The sequence below is a fragment of the Undibacterium sp. SXout7W genome, assembly GCF_049339385.1.
Classification (GTDB): Bacteria; Pseudomonadota; Gammaproteobacteria; order Burkholderiales; family Burkholderiaceae_D; genus Undibacterium.
This window is the reverse complement of the sequence record NZ_JBMPPF010000013.1, coordinates 88,889-105,668: the sequence shown is the minus strand read 5'-3', so window position 1 is coordinate 105,668 and position 16,780 is coordinate 88,889. Positions and strand designations below refer to the sequence as shown.

Sequence of the window (16,780 nt, the reverse complement as noted above, 5' to 3'; positions counted from 1 at the left end):
TAGCAGTATTTTTTGAATCATGTTTTTGAGTAATGTTTGTTGATGTCAATCTGACGGAGGATGTGCAATGGATCGGTTAATTTATACAGCGATGACTGGTGCAAAGCACATTCTGGAGCAGCAGGCAACGACATCCAATAATCTAGCGAACGCGACGACAACAGGTTTTCGCGCTCAGCTTGATTCTTTCCGTGCTGTTCCTGTACTAGGTGATGGTATGCCTACCCGGGCATTTGTCGTGGATGCGACGGTAGGAACGGATTTTTCTACTGGCAGTGTACAGATGACTGGACGTAATCTTGATGTGGCTGTTCAGGGTAAAGGTTGGCTGGCGGTAGAAAAGCCGGATGGAACGGAAGCTTATACGCGTGCGGGTAGTCTGAAGCTCAATGAAAATGGCGTATTGCAAACGCAAAACGGCTTGAATGTATTGGGCGAAACAGGGCCTCTGACGATTCCACCGGATGTTTCTGTCGCGATTGGCAAGGATGGCACGATCTCTACCATTCCGGCGGGTAGCAAGCCCAATGCTGTGCAGGTGATAGGGCGCCTGAAGCTGGTGAATCCTCCCGAAGAGAATCTGGTGAGAGGTGATGACGGTTTATTTAAAACCAAAGACGGCACAACACCTGATGCAGATGCAGCCGTCAATGTTGCCGGCGGCATGCTGGAGAATAGTAACGTCAACGTGGTTGAGTCGATGGTCAGTATGATTAATTTGTCACGGCAATTTGAGATGCAGATGAAGCTTTTACAGAATGCCGAGAATAACGCTACAAAAGCCAGTCAGATCTTGAGTTTGAGTTGATGCTTAATGTAAGACAATAGATTCATCGATTAATTTGTCTTTTTGTTGTAGCAGCAAACGGGAGTAAACAATGATACGTTCATTATGGATAGCCAAGACCGGCCTCGATGCGCAGCAGACGCAGATGGACGTGATCACCAATAATCTGGCTAACGTCAGTACCACAGGTTTTAAGCGCTCGCGTGCAGTATTCGAAGATTTGCTGTACCAGACTATTCGTCAACCTGGCGCGCAAAGCTCACAACAAACACAATTACCATCTGGTTTGCAGTTGGGTACTGGTGTCAAGCCAGTGGCGACCGAGCGTATTTTTACGCAAGGTAACTTGCAACAGACAGGAAATAGCAAAGACGTTGCGATTCAAGGCGAAGGTTTCTTTCAAGTGCTGATGCCGGATGGCGCAACTGCTTATACTCGTGATGGTTCTTTTCAGATGGATAATCAAGGTCAGCTGGTAACGTCGAGCGGCTTCGTCATTCAGCCTGCGATTACTATTCCCGCCAATGCACAATCAATTACGGTAGGTCGTGACGGTACTGTTTCTGTGACTCAGCCGGGTTCCACTGCGCCAGTACAGGTTGGTTCATTGCAACTCGCAACATTTATTAATCCAGCCGGCCTGATGTCGTTGGGTGAAAATTTATACGTCGAAACCGCCGCTTCTGGTAATCCCGGGACTAACACCCCTGGTACGAACGGCGCTGGCTTGCTGGTACAGAATTTTGTTGAAACGTCGAACGTGAACGTAGCAGAAGAGCTGGTGAACATGATACAGACGCAGCGTGCCTATGAGATTAACAGTAAAGCGATTACAACGTCGGACCAGATGTTACAGCGTTTATCGCAATTGTAATTTCAGTGTTGATGTGAGCTTTTAGCATAGTTCTGATCTGGAACGACGGGTTGATAGGGTGATGAGATGAGATTAGATTTTTTACCAGCAATAACGGTACTGATGTTAAGTGCATGCAGCGTCGTGCCGACACCAATTACACATCAACCTGGCTCATTGCCTGCTCAATCAGCCAGGCCGCAGCGCGAAATGAATGGCGCAATTTTTCAGTCAGCCAGTTACCGTCCTTTATATGAGGATAGTAAGGCACGTATGGTCGGTGATGTGCTGACGATTACGATCAGTGAAAAAACTTCTGCGGGTAAAGCAGCAGCCAGTTCGAATAGTAAAACTGGCAGCACCGCATATTCTGCGCCGACAATTTTTGGATTGCCTTCTTCAACGACGGCAAAAGCATCGCTGGCGGCATCTTCATCCAATAAGTTTGATGAAAAAGGTGCTGAAACTGCCAGTAATAATTTTACAGGTACGATTGCAGTGACAGTGATTGATGTTTTACCGAATGGAAATTTGTTGGTCAGTGGCGAAAAACAACTCGCATTCGACAAGAGTGCTGAATATGTGCGATTTTCCGGTGTCGTGAATCCGCAGACGGTTGCCGCTGGAAACACCGTGGCCTCAACACAGGTGGCCGATGCCCGTTTTGAATATCGCTCTACATCAAAAATGGATAGGGCTGAGATGAATTCCATGCTGAACCGGTTTTTCTTCAGTTTCCTCCCGTTATAACGTTGTTGTGTTTTTCAGTGAGTAAATGATGAAAATGTTTCCTTTTTCTGGTCGATATCTGTTGGGTATATTGCTGGCAAGTGTGCTCAGCGTGGGGCCTGCAGCGCACGCCGAGCGGTTAAAGGATCTCGCTGGTTTTCAGGGCGTTCGGCAGAATCAATTGGTCGGTTATGGTTTAGTGGTCGGGCTGGATGGCAGCGGCGACCAGACTACCCAAACGCCATTTACAGTGCAAAGTATCATCAGTATGTTGCAACAGCTGGGCGTCAGTATTCCGGTAGGAACGAGCCTGCAGTTGAAAAACGTTGCGGCGGTCATGGTGACAACTTCTTTGCCCCCATTTTCTCAGCCGGGACAGACGCTGGATGTAACGGTATCTTCTATGGGAAATGCGAAGAGTATTCGTGGCGGTACATTGTTGATGACGCCTTTGAAAGGCGCTGACAATCAGATTTACGCCATGGCTCAGGGCAACGTGTTGGTTGGTGGAGTCGGTGCAGCTGCGAATGGTAGCAAGGCGCAGATCAATCATCTGAGTGTTGGTCGTATCTCTTCAGGCGCCACTGTCGAGCGCTCGGTACCGTCGTCGTTCGGGCAGGGAAATACGATACAACTTGAATTGAATACGTCGGATTTTTCTACCGCGAGTCGGGTGGTAGATGCGATTAACCGTCGTTTTGGCCCGGATACTGCGGCTGCAGTCGACGGTCGTGTAATTCAGGTCAAAGCCCCCCCCAGCGATCAGCGTGTGGCTTTCCTTGGAAATCTGGAAAGCATTGATGTCACGCCAGCACAGATGGTTGCCAAAGTGATCCTGAATGCGCGCACTGGCTCTATTGTGATGAATCAGGCAGTGACTTTGGATACCTGTGCGGTTGCGCATGGCAATTTATCTGTGGTGGTCAATACTGATAATGCAGTCAGTCAGCCTAATGCACTGGCTGGTGGGCAGACGGCTGCTACGGCCAATTCGAATATCGCCATCACCAAAGACGGTGGACAATTATTGATGTTGAAAGCAGGAGTCTCTTTGACTGAAGTTGTCAAGGCACTCAATGCTATAGGTGCGACTCCTCAGGACTTACTGGCGATTTTGCAGGCAATTAAAGCTTCTGGCGCTTTGCGTGCAGATTTGGAAATTATCTAGGACATCAACATGCTAGGACGCGCAGATCTCTCGGATAAGCTAGCCTTTGATACCAAGGGCTTGGACGATCTTAAACAGTCCGCGAAAAATAATGCTCCAGATGCGCTGAAAACAGCAGCGAAACAATTTGAAGCTCTGTTCATGAACATGATGCTCAAATCCATGCGCCAGGCGGGTGGTCAGGATGGCCCGTTTGATAATGAGCAGAGTCGTATGTATACGTCGATGCTGGATCAGCAATTATCACAAAGCATGTCCAATCGCGGCATTGGCCTCGCCGATGCGCTGGTTCGTCAGTTGTCGAATAATGCTGCCAGTCAGGCATTGCAGGCAGATGGAACTTCTCCGGCGACAGCCAGTAAAATGAGAGGCATTGATTCCTATATCGATAATTTGAAGCTGGAGCCATCAGCGACTCCAGTGCCGGCATCAGTACCTGCCAAATCGTCGATACCGAGCCACGTTCGAGAGTTTCAGCAAAAATTGTCTGCCGATGCAGATAAAGCAAGCGCGGAAACCGGCATTCCAGCTAAGTTCATGTTAGGGCAAGCTGCTCTCGAGAGTGGCTGGGGGCGCAAAGAAATCAAAATGCCTGATGGCTCCAGTAGCCACAATATTTTTGGTATGAAGGCCAATAGCAGTTGGAAGGGCAAAACTGTGAATACGGTCACGACAGAATATGTCAACGGCGTTGCGCAGAGAAAAGTAGAGAAATTTAAAGCCTACGACTCTTATGCTGATGCGTTTAAAGACTATGCCAAACTGATTACCAAAAATCCGCGCTATGACAACGTAGTCGCCAATGCGAAAGATGCAACCAGCTTTGCACAGGGATTACAGCGTGCTGGTTACGCCACTGATCCGCAATATGCAAATAAATTATCAAAAATTATCAAACAAACACTGTCAACATAGTTCTGGTGTCTGTTGGATCTGGTCATATTAAAGTTTTCTGGAAATACTCCGAAAACCATCAAGACAACTCTGAGTGCGCAATTTAGCAAATAAACAGGTTCAATTATGGGTACAAATATTCTAGGCATTGGGCAAACTGCTCTGGCTGCCGCACAGTTAGGTATTAGTACCACTGGACATAATATTGCAAATGCATCAACTCCTGGGTTTAATCGTCAGGTATTGTTGCAGACTGCGGCCGAACCTCAAAATCTGGGCGGCTCATTTGTTGGGCAGGGCGTTTCAGTGACGCAGATACAGCGCCAGTACAATCAATTTACTGCGTTGCAGGTCAACAGCTCACAGTCATCCAAGAATCAAGTTGATTCGTATTACGCCCAGATTTCCCAGATTAATAATCTGGTGGCGGATCCAACAGCAGGTGTTACGCCTGCATTGCAGGATTTTTTCTCTGCTGTTCAAAATCTGGCATCGAGCCCGAATGGTACTGCTGGTGCTGCCGCCCGGCAGGCTGCATTGTCATCTGCACAGTCTCTGGTAGGACGCCTGACCGGTGTACAACAGCGTCTTGATCAGATCAGTACCGACGTAAATGGTCAGATTGGCACATCGATTGGCTCTATCAATACATATGCTTCTCAGCTGGCACAGTTGAATGACACGATAGAAAAAGCCACCAGTGTGTCCCAAGGGTCGCCACCTAACGATTTGCTGGATCAGCGTGATCAATTGATTACTGAGTTGAGTAAATTCACCAAAGTAACGGTGGTTCCTCAGGATTCAAAATATAATGTTTTTATTGGTAATGGACAGCCGCTGGTGCTGGGGGCCTCCGCTAATTTGTTGCAGGCAAGTCAGTCGCTCACAGATCCTACGCGAGTAGAAATTTCTTATGTTGCCAACGGTAAAACGATACAAATTGCTGAAAATGGTTTGCCTGGTGGTAGTCTCGGAGGTTTGCTGGATTTCCGCGCCAATATGCTGGATACATCGCAAAATTCGATTGGTCGTGTAGCGATAGGAATTGCGACTGCCTTCAATGATCAGCATAAACTTGGACAGGATTTAACAGGCCAGGTTGGCGCAGATTTTTTCAATGTTGCCACGCCGATTTCCAAACCCAGTAGTAACAATACCTCGACAGCATTAATCAGTGCATCAATTTCTGATGCAAGTGCGCTGACGACCAGTGACTACCGCATGCAGTTTGATGGAACGAACTACAAAATTACACGATTGGCCGATGGTGCAGTACAAACTACGTCTTCGCTACCATTGAAAATGGATGGTGTCACTTTCGCACTTGCGCCGCCGCCAGCTGCCGCCGTTCCAGCCGCCGGCGATGAATTTTTAATACGGCCTACCGCTGCTGGCGCTGCCAATATCTCTGTGCGGTTAACTGATCCTTCTAAAATTGCCGTAGCGTCGTCATTGACAACAACTGTTCCGACCACGAATACAGGTACGGCAAAATTTACTGGTGCGGTGGTGAATTCAGCAGTTGCGTCTGCGAGTACATCGGCGACATCAACGATCAGTGCGGTAACGACTGATGATTCGTATACCGGCACAACATTGGCTGCGCCGCTGACTTTAAGCTATGCATCGCCAAATTTAACAGGATTTCCTGCAGGTGCGACCGTTTCTGTCAAAGTAGGTGCTGTCACTACCAATTATCCACCTCCGGCAACTGTGCCTTATACCAATGGAGCAACGATTAGTTTTAGCGGTGTCAGTTTTTCGATTAACAACAATGGCGCGACTCCTCCGACGAGCGGCGATACCTTTACCTTATCTGCCTCGCTGCCTGTCGCCGCTACTAAGCTGACATTTAATTCTGCGGGTAATACTCTGACAGGATTTCCTGCAACGGCGAACGTGACTGTAACGAATGGTGGTACTTCAACCACTTATCCTGCTGGTACTCCAGTTCCCTACACCTCTGGTGCGACTATCAGTTATAGTGGCTTCAGCGTGACATTGTCTGGCTCGCCTGCGAATGGGGATGTGTTTAACATCAGTCCTAATGTCACTGGTACAGGTGATAATCGTAATGCCTTGTTGCTGGCGGGTTTGCAGACGCAGAATGCGCTAGCAGGTAAAACGACGACAATACAAGGGGCGTACGCACAGTTCGTCAGTTTTGTTGGCAATAAAGCCAATGAATTAAGTATTTCCAGTGTTTCTGAAACTAAATTACTAGCGCAGGCAGTGGCTACGCAGCAATCTGAGTCCGGCGTGAATCTGGATGAAGAAGCTGCGAATTTATTGCGCTATCAGCAGGCATATCAGGCTGCGGGAAAATTAATGCAGATTGCCAGTCAACTATTTGATGCATTACTGGCAATAGGCCGATAGAGGTTATTATGCGTATCAGTACAAGTACTATTTATGAAACTGGCGGCAGCCGTATCAGTGACCTGCAATCCAGCTTGAACAAAACCCAGCAGCAGATTGCTTCTGGTAAGCGTATTCTGACACCGGAAGATGACCCTATTGGCTCTGCCCGGGCACTGGTTATTTCTCAGGCAGATGCCGTCAATGATCAGTATGCAGTTAATCGTACCAATGCTAAAAATACCTTGAGTGTGACGGACGGGGTGTTGGGTGATGTGACGACGACGCTGCACAACATCAAAAGCCTGATTGTTGCTGCCGGTAACGGCACATTGAATGATACGGATCGCAAAGCTATAGCGACCGAGTTGCAGGGAAATCTGGATCAATTATATGGTCTTGCCAATTCAACTGATGGCACGGGAACATATTTGTTTTCAGGATTTTCTTCGACAACTGCGCCATATACAAAAACAGCAGGTGGAGCCACCTACAATGGTGATCAGGGGCAGCGTTATTTGCAAGTGGATAATTCCAGACAATTGCCACTGAGCGAACCTGGAACGGTCATTTTTGAAAACATCCGCACTTCTGCCAGTCAATTTAATGTCGTGTCTAACCCATCCAATACAGGACAAGTTGTAGCGACTGCGGCAATCAACCCTGCTACCGCTGCAGCGTTGACGGGTAATAACTACGAGGTGAGTTTTGACAATACCGGAGCAAACTTTACTGTAACGAATAAAACGACAGGTGCAGTCGTTGTTCCATTGAGTCCTTATACGAGCCCACAAGCGACTACCTTTGATGGGATTGATGTCACGTTGACCAATACGCCCAATGCGCCTGGGCCTAACGATAAAATTGCTATTCAACCGGGTAATCAAAACATTTTTGAGACGATGACCGATTTGATCAATAGCTTGAATACGTCAGCAACGACTCCTGCAGGAAAAAAAGACCTGACTCAGGCGTTAAATCAGGCGAATGGTAATCTTGATTTGTCGTTGGGTAACGTTTTGACAGCACGTGCAAAACTCGGTGTCAGCTTGAAAGAAATTGATCAACTGGATGGCGTAGGCGATAGTAAGGGTCTTCAGTACAAACAGGAGTTGTCACAAATTCAGGATCTTGATTACGCGAAAGCGATTACTTCACTGAATCAACAGCAGACAACATTGCAAGCGGCACAACAATCATTTGTGAAAACATCATCTTTATCCTTGTTTAATTACATTAACTAAACATAATGTGAGAATTTTGCCTCAACATTCTCTCGTAAAAAAACAGATTCTGTGATGAATCATTGTTTGAAATAGGTAAGGAGAGCAGGCTCTGACCTGCTCAAATTTTTTCCATTTCATCTGATTCTAATGCTATGACATGCGTTTGCATGATGCCTTGCTCATCGTGCCATTCCCTTACTACGCACGGTTGTCCTTCTTCATCCATATCGATCACTTTAAAAAACTGACCGATCATTGATTCAATCAAAATTCTTTCGTCAGCTGGAAAATTTTCAATGAATTCGTTACTGAGCGAAACCACGCGTACGATATCCCCGATATGGACTGTTTGGTTCTTGCAGTCGACGACTTGATTGTTAGACATAATTTCTGATTAGTAGGTAAAACATCTATTGTACTTGTATTGCTAGCTTCGCCAAATGTGGCAATAAATGTGGCCATTGCTAGATTGCTGGGGACGTGACTTGTCAGTTCCCCGCTTTAAGATATAACGTTTGTTCAGGTAGCCTTTTTTTCTTTGCCAATCCAGTACAGTAGCGCGATGATGATTGCATAAGGCAATAGGGATAAGCCATCCGCATTTGCACCTTCAAAAAATGGATTATTCAGTGTGGCCCAGGAACCTATTTTTTTATCAAAATCAGTCAAAATGCCCGCAGTGAACGCAATTACAATTCCAGCCAGCGCACCTCCTGCGATATAGCCTGACGACAACAGTACTCCTGCGCTGCGGTCACCAGCAGCCTGTTTTTCTTCCTCATTCAAATCTTTGTATTGAGGTAAGCGACTATTGCGTTTGTCCACCAGCCAGCGGATCATGCCGCCGACGAATAATGGCGCTGATGATGACAGCGGCAGATATACGCCAACTGCAAATGCCAGTGAGGGGATGCCTGCCATTTCCAGCACCAGCGCGATCATGACGCCGAACAATACTAGGGTCCAAGGTAATTGTCGGTCTAATATGCCTTTGATGATATAGGACATCAACACTGCTTTTGGGGCATCATACTTTTTAACTTCGGAACCATCAGGCCGCTTGTTGTAAGCACCATTAATGCCAGGGTCAACCAGGTAAACCACTTGACCCGCGTCGTTGACCAAGTATTTTCCTGCAGGGCCGCCGACCGTATTATTTTTATGCCAGACCTTGTATGTGCCGTGATCTTGTTCAGCCTGTGGGCCTTGTAATTGTGCTGTGTCCGTCAATATGGATGCATCAGTTGTCAGATCCGGTGCTACCTGTGCAGCAGGAACATATACCGTGCCTGCGTCATTTAATTTCAATAGAATGGGGCCCAGTATCAGCGCCGAAGAAAGTGCGCCTGCCAATATGGCATATTGCTGCAAGCGTGGTGTGGAGCCAACGATATAGCCAGTTTTTAAATCTTGTGAAGTCGTTCCTGCATTGCTGGAAGCAATGCAGACGATGGCGCCAACAGATAAAGCCGTGACGTAATATTGACCGCCAGTCCAACCCATCAGTAAAAAAATCAGGCAAGTGAACAAGAGCGTTGCGACAGTCATGCCAGAAATAGGGTTTGAAGATGATCCTATTTCTCCGGTTAATCGTGAAGAAACCGTGGCAAATAAAAAGCCAAACACCAGAATCAATAAGGCGCCAAGCAAATTCATGTGCAGCGGCGTGGCGAAAGTAATGATCGCGATAATCGCCAACGCGCCGATGATGACCCATTTCATCGGAATATCCTGATCGGTACGGGGAATGATTTGCTGGCTATTTTTATTCTGACTTAAACCAGACAGGCCGGCTGAAAGACTACGCCAGATTGTTGGCATTGCCCTGACTAGGCTGATTAATCCACCGGCAGCAACCGCACCGGCGCCTATATACAAAATGTAAGCGCTGCGGACATCATGAGCACTCATTTCGCTGATGAGTTTATTTCCTGGTGATAGTGGCACGCTTAACGCATCACCAAAAAATTTGATCATGGGAATCAGCAACAAATAAGACATGACCCCACCTGCCGCCATGACTGAGGCAATGCGGGGGCCGATAATATAGCCAACGCCCAGCAATTCAGGTGATACTTCTGCACCGATAGAGCCACCTTTCAACGGAGCGCCGAATGTCACTTCAGGCGTGTCTTTCCAGCCTTTTAATGCGACATTGGTAATTTTATAGAGCAGTCCCACCGCAAATCCACCAAAAATAATCGCTGCGCGCTTACTGGCGTCATCTTGAGCGTGTGGATTATTTTTTTCTCCCGCAGCTTCCCGAGAAGAGTCTGTTGCCGCCGCTTTTAATACCTCAGCACAAGCCGTCCCTTCGGGATACTTTAGTTCCAGATGCTTTTCAACGATCATCGTGCGCCGCATCGGTATCATGAGTAAAATGCCGAGCAGACCACCAAGACAGCCAACCAGCATAACGCGAGAAATTTCCAGATCAAAACCAAGAATCAAAATGGCGGGCATCGTTACTCCCAAACCGAATGCCAATGATTCGCCGGCAGATCCGGCTGTCTGGGTAATGCTATTTTCCAGAATGGTGGCGTCTTTGCCACCCAGTTTATTGGTCAGCCGGAAAAGGGTGATGGCGATCACCGCAACTGGGATTGAAGCGCTAACAGTGAGCCCAACTTTTAATACAAGATAGAGTGACGAAGCACCGAAAATCATTCCCAATACCACACCCATGAGCAGCGCTCTGGCAGTCATTTCCGGCAAAACAGCCGTTGCAGGAATATAGGGTTGGAATGCGCTGGATGACGTTTGTTTTGGCATGGTTCTACCTTGTTGTCGTGTCAAAAATGGAGCACCGGACGTGAATTGTCTTTAGTGTTTTATATTTGATAATGTCTGTTTTCTATTATGCATTATCTTGAATTGTTCTTCGATGCACAAATACAGTCGCTTTAGTCGTTTTTTATTCAGTATATTTTGTTGTGTGTTGCCCGATATTGAATCCTTGTTCGTTGGGATGATGTAGATCCGGTATTACAATGTGCGGTCTATGGTCATTGGTTTGCTTGCGACATCATTGAGTGATTTAGTCGGCCTTTCGTTCACTGTGCGCAATAGACACAGCCTATTTTATTTAGTTCCAGTGCTTGAGAAATACTATGTTTGAAACACCTATTGTGATGATCGACTTCGAAACATCAGGGATGAGTCCTGATCAGGGCGGTCGTGTCACTGAAGTTGCTGCGCTGCGTCTGGTAGGTGATCAAGTGGTTGATCGCTATGTGTCCTTGATTAATTGCGGTGTGCATATCCCTTATTTCATTACTGAATTGACCGGAATTAGTCAAAAAATGGTTAACAATGCACCGCCTGTGTCGGAAGTAATTCCAACGCTATTGGAATTTATCGGCAGCGATACCCTTGCGGCTCATAATGCCAGTTTTGATGAGAAATTTCTTTTTTCTGAGAGTAATAGATTAGGGTTGCGCCCTTCACACAACGGCTTAATTTGTTCGGTTAAACTTGCTCGACGCATTTTGCCTGGACTTGGCAGTTATTCATTAGGACCATTGGCCTCCTCAATTGGTATTCGTTTTAATGGCACAGCGCATCGGGCGGAGGCGGATGCGGAGGTAGCATCTTCAGTCATGTTACATATTGCAGATCAACTGCGTCAGACTTATGGAGTGCCATTCGTCGAGCCAAGTTTGCTGGAAAAGGTAAATAAACTGACCGCGGCAAAAGTGCCTCGTTTTTTGCAACAGTATTTTTCTTCTGAACATACGGATGCGCAGATGAAGCCTGTTAATCCGGTTTTCGGCTCACAGCCTTCGGGACAAGTACAACGCTATCGTCATTACAAAGGCGGAATTTATGAATTGGTATGCGAAGCAACTCAAGAGTCTGATTTGAGTCCTGTCATTGTCTATCGCTCTCATAATGGCAGTATCTGGACCAGACCAAAGGCTGTATTTTTTGAGCAGATAATGATCAATGGTAAGAGTGTGCAGCGGTTTACACCGATGGATGATTAAACAGATAAATTCAGTCAAAGGTGTGAAACTATTGCTGTTGTAAGCATAATTCGTATCAAAATTAACATACGCTATTTAAACGAGGATCGCATGAAATCTTATTCCCTGCTATTGGTACTACTCTCTGTTGCTTTTCAGGTGCAAGCGGATGATGTATTGAAATTATCTACGACGACAAGTACAGAAAACTCTGGTTTGTTGAAAGTGTTGCTCCCTGCATTTGAGGCTAAAGAACATATTAAAGTGCATGTGATTTCTGTTGGTACAGGCAAGGCACTGGAGTTGGCGAAAAATGGTGATGTGGATGTTACCTTGGTGCATGCGCGCTCCGCAGAGGATAAATTTGTCGCCGAAGGACATGGTATTAATCGTCGCGATGTGATGTATAACGATTTTATTATTGTCGGCCCCGAATCTGATCCGGCTGGTATTAAAGGCCAGCATGATGTTATCGCCGCTTTGCGCAAATTGGTGTCTGGTAAGTCCAGATTTATTTCCAGGGGTGATAATTCCGGTACGGACCAGATGGAGCAGAATTACTGGAAAGAAGCAGGGGTAAAACCAGTCGGTAGTAGTTATGTGTCGGCTGGACTTGGGATGGGCGAGGTATTGACCATGGCTTCTCAGATGCAGGCATACACTCTGACTGACCGTGCAACTTATGGTGCCTATCGTGCCAAAACTGGATTAGCTGTTTTAGTTGAAGGCGACGCTAAAATGTTTAATCCGTACGGCATCATTGCAGTAAATCCGGCAAAGTATAAGGACATTAATATTCAAGGTGCCAATAAATTGATTGAGTGGATGACTTCAATCGAAGGTCAGAAAAAAATCGCTGATTTTAAAGTTGATGGACAGCAACTGTTTTTTCCTTCTTATAAAAAATAACAGCACATCAGTTCTGAGCTATTCATTCATCAATAACAGGAGACAAAATGACGACGAATGTGACTGTAAATGGTAAGAAAACCGTATGCCGTTCCGATGATGACACGCCTTTGTTATGGGTGTTGCGAGATGAGCTGGGACTGACGGGAACCAAATTTGGCTGCGGTGCGGCCTTGTGTGGCGCATGTACAGTAATGCTTGATGGCGAGGCCGTTCGTTCTTGCCAGTTGCCAGTGTCTGCCGCGAACGATAAACATGTGCATACAGTGGAGTCGCTCTCTGTTGATAACAGCCATGCGTTACAGCGTGCGTGGATTGCACATGATGTTCCGCAGTGTGGTTATTGTCAGTCAGGACAATTAATGAGTGCAGCAGCTTTATTGGCGAGGAATAAAAATCCAAGCGACGATGAAATTGACCAGGCAATGAGTGGCAATCTGTGTCGTTGTGGTACCTACAGTCGTATTCGGGCGGCAATCAAGTCGGCGGCAGCAGATTTGCGTAAAAGTACCTGACATAGCAGTGGTTTCTTTGTATGTTGGCGAGTCAGCTTTTAGACATGTGTTTGCCGCACTGATCACTGATATGTAGCCATGTTTGCGGCAGAGAAAGTGGATTGCCGACGGTGGAGCCGATTTGATCAAAATTTTCGACTTGAAGTCATACGCAGAAATTCGTCAGCAGATCGTTCGATGTGTCAATAATGTATGTGAGACAAACAATAAAGCGGTTATTTTTGCGCCGCCACAATTGCTTGGTAATGAAAAAACCGACGTAGCCCTTATTTGGCGTAAAATTCCACCCAATATCAATTTGGCAGGAGAGCGGTGTGAGTATTAAATCAGATAAATGGATACGTAAAATGGCTCAGGAGCATGGCATGATAGAGCCGTTTGAGCCGGGTCAGATACGCGAAGAAAACGGACAGAAAATTGTCAGTTACGGCACATCATCCTATGGCTATGATATTCGTTGTGCTGATGAATTCAAGATTTTTACTAACATCAACAGCACTATCGTTGATCCAAAGAATTTTGATGAAAAATCTTTTGTCGATTTCAAAGGCGATGTTTGCATCATTCCGCCTAATTCTTTCGCATTGGCGCGTACGATGGAGTACTTCCGTATTCCGCGTAGCGTGTTGACTATTTGCCTTGGAAAATCAACCTATGCGCGCTGCGGCATCATTGTGAATGTCACACCATTTGAGCCAGAATGGGAAGGTTATGTCACGCTGGAATTTTCAAATACAACACCACTCCCAGCAAAAATTTATGCAGGAGAAGGATGTGCTCAGGTCTTGTTTTTCGAGAGTGATGAAGTCTGTGAAACGTCATATAAAGACCGCAATGGTAAATACCAAGGTCAACATGGTGTGACACTCCCTAAAGCCTGAGCCGGAGCAGTTCTTCGATGACTCCAGATTATTCTGCAATTCTCAATACAATTTACGCTGAAATTCAACCTTTGTTGTCGGAGGGGGAGGTCGCTTCGTATATACCGCAGTTATCAACCATTTCGCCACAACATTTTGGTATGGCCGTGTATTGTCTTGATGGACGTACTTTTGCTGTTGGTGACGCGCATCAAAAATTTTCCCTGCAAAGTATTACTAAGCTGTTTGCGTTGGCCTTAGCATTTTCGCGTGAGGGAGATTCTATATGGACCAGAGTAGGGCGTGAGCCCTCGGGAAATCCGTTTAATTCTCTGGTACAGCTTGAATACGAGCGTGGAAAGCCACGCAACCCGTTTATTAATGCCGGTGCGCTGGTGATCAGCGATATTCTCTCGACTCGTTTTGTTCAATCGGATATTGCCGTTTTACAGTTTGCACGCATGATCGCTGATGAGCCAAATATCGATTTTGATACAACGGTAGCGCAATCTGAGCATGAAACAGCTCATCGTAATTATGCGATTGCACATCTGATGAAGGATTTTGGTAATTTTCACAATCCTGTGCGCACGGTGATAGAAAGCTATTGCCGCCAATGCTCCATCACGATGACCTGTGCAGAACTGGCTAAAGCCGGTAGTTTTTTAGCCCAACATGGAAGTATCCCTTGGAATGGTACGCAAATACTTGATGCCAGCTCTGCAAAACGCATGAATGCGCTGATGCTGACTTGCGGAACCTATGATGCGGCAGGGGATTTTGCTTACCGCGTAGGTTTGCCAGCAAAAAGTGGTGTCGGCGGCGGGATTCTGGCATTGGTACCGGGTGATCTTGCAGTTGCTGTCTGGTCCCCCGGTTTGGATACGACTGGCAATTCACTCGCTGGGACATATGCATTGGAGCGCTTCACGACACTGACGGCCAGGTCTATTTTTTAGCGAAGCCGTTCTGGGATTTGCTCATGTCGTCGTCTTATTTTGTTTCATTGAATACGGCGTAAATGTGGATGAAAGCTCATACTTTGAGTATTCCTTTTTACGCCATAAACCCTATATTTCTGTTGCTGAAATTTTTGATGTTGGGGAATACATCGTTAATTTGTGTCGCATTAAGCCCAAACCAGCTGGCTAACGTTGCACCGTATTGATCAACAGAAAATTGCGGCAATAAACTGCCAGAGCCCACATCCTGATTATGTTTTAACCCTGTGACCGGAAAGTCGCCATAAATATTGCGGCCTTTAACGGCACCACCTGCGATGAAGTGGTGTGAGCCCCACCCATGATCTGTGCCATCGCCATTGCTGGTAAATGTGCGGCCAAAATCAGAGGCTGTGAACAACGTTACTTGATTACGTAAGTCTGCTCCTTGCAAATTACCCATGACGGTATCGAAGTAGGCTATCGCATGAGAAACCTTGGCGAGGAGATCTGCCTGCGCTGTGCGCTGGAAATCATGTGTATCAAATCCTCCCATGCTGACAAAAAATACCTGACGTTGCGCCCCAAGCGTGCTACGACCTGCAATGATGCGCGCAACTGTTTGTAGCTGTACTGCCAGAGGATTCGTGGTGAGAGCGCCATTATTGGGATTGGTGTACTGCGTTGGATTGGGAACACCGCTGGCGCCTGCGGCTGCCATTGCCGGACTGAGCAGGCTTTGTGCATTGATTGAACGATTGGTCACAGCCGCATACTCTTTATGAAAGAGATTGCTATTGTCAGAAGTGATAATGGCTTTTAAGGGGTTTGCCGCTGCACTGGAGCCAAATAAACTCCCACTCAGTCCACCAATTGGCACCGCGCCAGAGGAGCTGACTTGATATTGATTGATGTTTTTGCCCGCTAAAAACACGGCATTACCTGAAGCCGAGATCGCCGTAAACAGTGGATTAGCGTTATTAGATGCCAGCAAATCTCCCATTCGTCCACCCCATCCGTAGGCTGCACCTTCTGGCGCATACGCTTGCCATAATGATTGCTGATCATTATGCGAGAATAATTTTGGTGGTAATGGTACGCTGGCAGCCTTGTATTGTGCCAATGTGGTTGGTACGATCAGCGGCCCTACATTGCTGATGATCGCGGCACGACCATTATCAAATAATCCCTTTAATTCACCCATTGCCGGATGTAAGGCAAAACTACGGCCAGGCTGTGCTGTATCTGGGGTGATAGGTAGCACACCACCAGCGGTCCCTACCGCAGGTAAGGCAATAGAGCCAGACTCATTCGTCGTTCTTACTGATAAATACTGAGACCAGGAACTGCTGTCTGTTGCGAGTACAGTATTAGCATGATCGTTAGCACCAAACATGAATAGACATACCAGCGCTTTATAACCAGACTGGGATGTTTGTGCAGCGGCGCTTGCTACAGTGAGCAAATTTAATGCAAACGGAGCAGCGGTAGCACCCACTGCACTAGACGCAGATAAGAGTGCGGATGTGCGTAAAAATTCCCGGCGAGATGCATTGATCTTTTTCATGATGTGTC

15 protein-coding genes are annotated in these 16,780 nt (G+C 46.7%); 12 read left to right on the top strand and 3 right to left on the bottom strand.

Annotated features, from left to right (window positions below):
- The first annotated feature begins 67 nt into the window (after positions 1-67).
- The 7 genes from flgF (at position 68) to flgL (ending at position 8,033) form a co-directional block, all read left to right on the top strand.
- Positions 68-808, top strand: coding sequence for a flagellar basal-body rod protein FlgF (gene flgF / locus ACO0LB_RS13300; RefSeq protein ID WP_423049780.1), 741 nt, complete (start codon positions 68-70; stop codon positions 806-808).
- Between the two features lie 70 nt (positions 809-878).
- Entirely contained in the window at positions 879-1,661 is a 783-nt protein-coding gene (gene flgG / locus ACO0LB_RS13295; protein WP_423049778.1) for a flagellar basal-body rod protein FlgG, read from the top strand.
- Positions 1,662-1,727: 66 nt separating this feature from the next.
- Positions 1,728-2,390 (top strand): flagellar basal body L-ring protein FlgH, encoded by a 663-nt coding sequence (locus ACO0LB_RS13290; protein WP_423049776.1) that lies wholly within the window; start codon positions 1,728-1,730, stop codon positions 2,388-2,390.
- A 25-nt stretch (positions 2,391-2,415) separates the two neighbouring features.
- Entirely contained in the window at positions 2,416-3,537 is a 1,122-nt protein-coding gene (locus ACO0LB_RS13285; protein ID WP_423049774.1) for a flagellar basal body P-ring protein FlgI, read from the top strand.
- Between the two features lie 9 nt (positions 3,538-3,546).
- Positions 3,547-4,452, top strand: coding sequence for a flagellar assembly peptidoglycan hydrolase FlgJ (gene flgJ / locus ACO0LB_RS13280; protein WP_423049772.1), 906 nt, complete (start codon positions 3,547-3,549; stop codon positions 4,450-4,452).
- 105 nt (positions 4,453-4,557) lie between these two features.
- Positions 4,558-6,810 (top strand): flagellar hook-associated protein FlgK, encoded by a 2,253-nt coding sequence (flgK, locus tag ACO0LB_RS13275; protein WP_423049770.1) that lies wholly within the window; start codon positions 4,558-4,560, stop codon positions 6,808-6,810.
- Positions 6,811-6,818: 8 nt separating this feature from the next.
- Positions 6,819-8,033: a flagellar hook-associated protein FlgL gene (gene flgL / locus ACO0LB_RS13270; protein ID WP_423049768.1), complete on the top strand. Its 1,215-nt coding sequence runs from the start codon at positions 6,819-6,821 to the stop codon at positions 8,031-8,033.
- Positions 8,034-8,133: 100 nt separating this feature from the next.
- Here flgL and ACO0LB_RS13265 read toward each other — a convergent pair whose 3' ends face one another.
- Positions 8,134-8,400, bottom strand: coding sequence for a hypothetical protein (locus ACO0LB_RS13265; RefSeq protein WP_423049766.1), 267 nt, complete (start codon positions 8,398-8,400; stop codon positions 8,134-8,136).
- A 134-nt stretch (positions 8,401-8,534) separates the two neighbouring features.
- A complete protein-coding gene (locus ACO0LB_RS13260) occupies positions 8,535-10,787 on the bottom strand; it encodes an OPT family oligopeptide transporter (protein ID WP_423049764.1) in 2,253 nt (750 codons plus the stop codon).
- A 338-nt stretch (positions 10,788-11,125) separates the two neighbouring features.
- Between ACO0LB_RS13260 and ACO0LB_RS13255 the strand changes: the two genes are divergently transcribed.
- The 5 genes from ACO0LB_RS13255 (at position 11,126) to ACO0LB_RS13235 (ending at position 15,223) form a co-directional block, all read left to right on the top strand.
- On the top strand, positions 11,126-12,001 hold the full coding sequence (locus tag ACO0LB_RS13255; protein ID WP_423049762.1) for a DUF1653 domain-containing protein: 876 nt from the start codon (positions 11,126-11,128) through the stop codon (positions 11,999-12,001).
- Between the two features lie 90 nt (positions 12,002-12,091).
- Positions 12,092-12,889 carry a substrate-binding domain-containing protein gene (locus ACO0LB_RS13250; protein ID WP_423049760.1) on the top strand — a complete coding sequence of 266 codons (798 nt, stop codon included), beginning with the start codon at positions 12,092-12,094 and terminating at the stop codon, positions 12,887-12,889.
- 47 nt (positions 12,890-12,936) lie between these two features.
- Entirely contained in the window at positions 12,937-13,404 is a 468-nt protein-coding gene (locus tag ACO0LB_RS13245) for a (2Fe-2S)-binding protein (protein WP_423049758.1), read from the top strand.
- Positions 13,405-13,718: 314 nt separating this feature from the next.
- Positions 13,719-14,285: a dCTP deaminase gene (gene dcd / locus ACO0LB_RS13240; protein ID WP_423049756.1), complete on the top strand. Its 567-nt coding sequence runs from the start codon at positions 13,719-13,721 to the stop codon at positions 14,283-14,285.
- 17 nt (positions 14,286-14,302) lie between these two features.
- Entirely contained in the window at positions 14,303-15,223 is a 921-nt protein-coding gene (locus ACO0LB_RS13235; RefSeq protein WP_423049754.1) for a glutaminase, read from the top strand.
- Positions 15,224-15,320: 97 nt separating this feature from the next.
- Here ACO0LB_RS13235 and ACO0LB_RS13230 read toward each other — a convergent pair whose 3' ends face one another.
- Complete coding sequence (locus ACO0LB_RS13230; protein ID WP_423049752.1) at positions 15,321-16,772, bottom strand: DUF1501 domain-containing protein; 1,452 nt, start codon at positions 16,770-16,772, stop codon at positions 15,321-15,323.
- Positions 16,773-16,780: the final 8 nt, after the last annotated feature.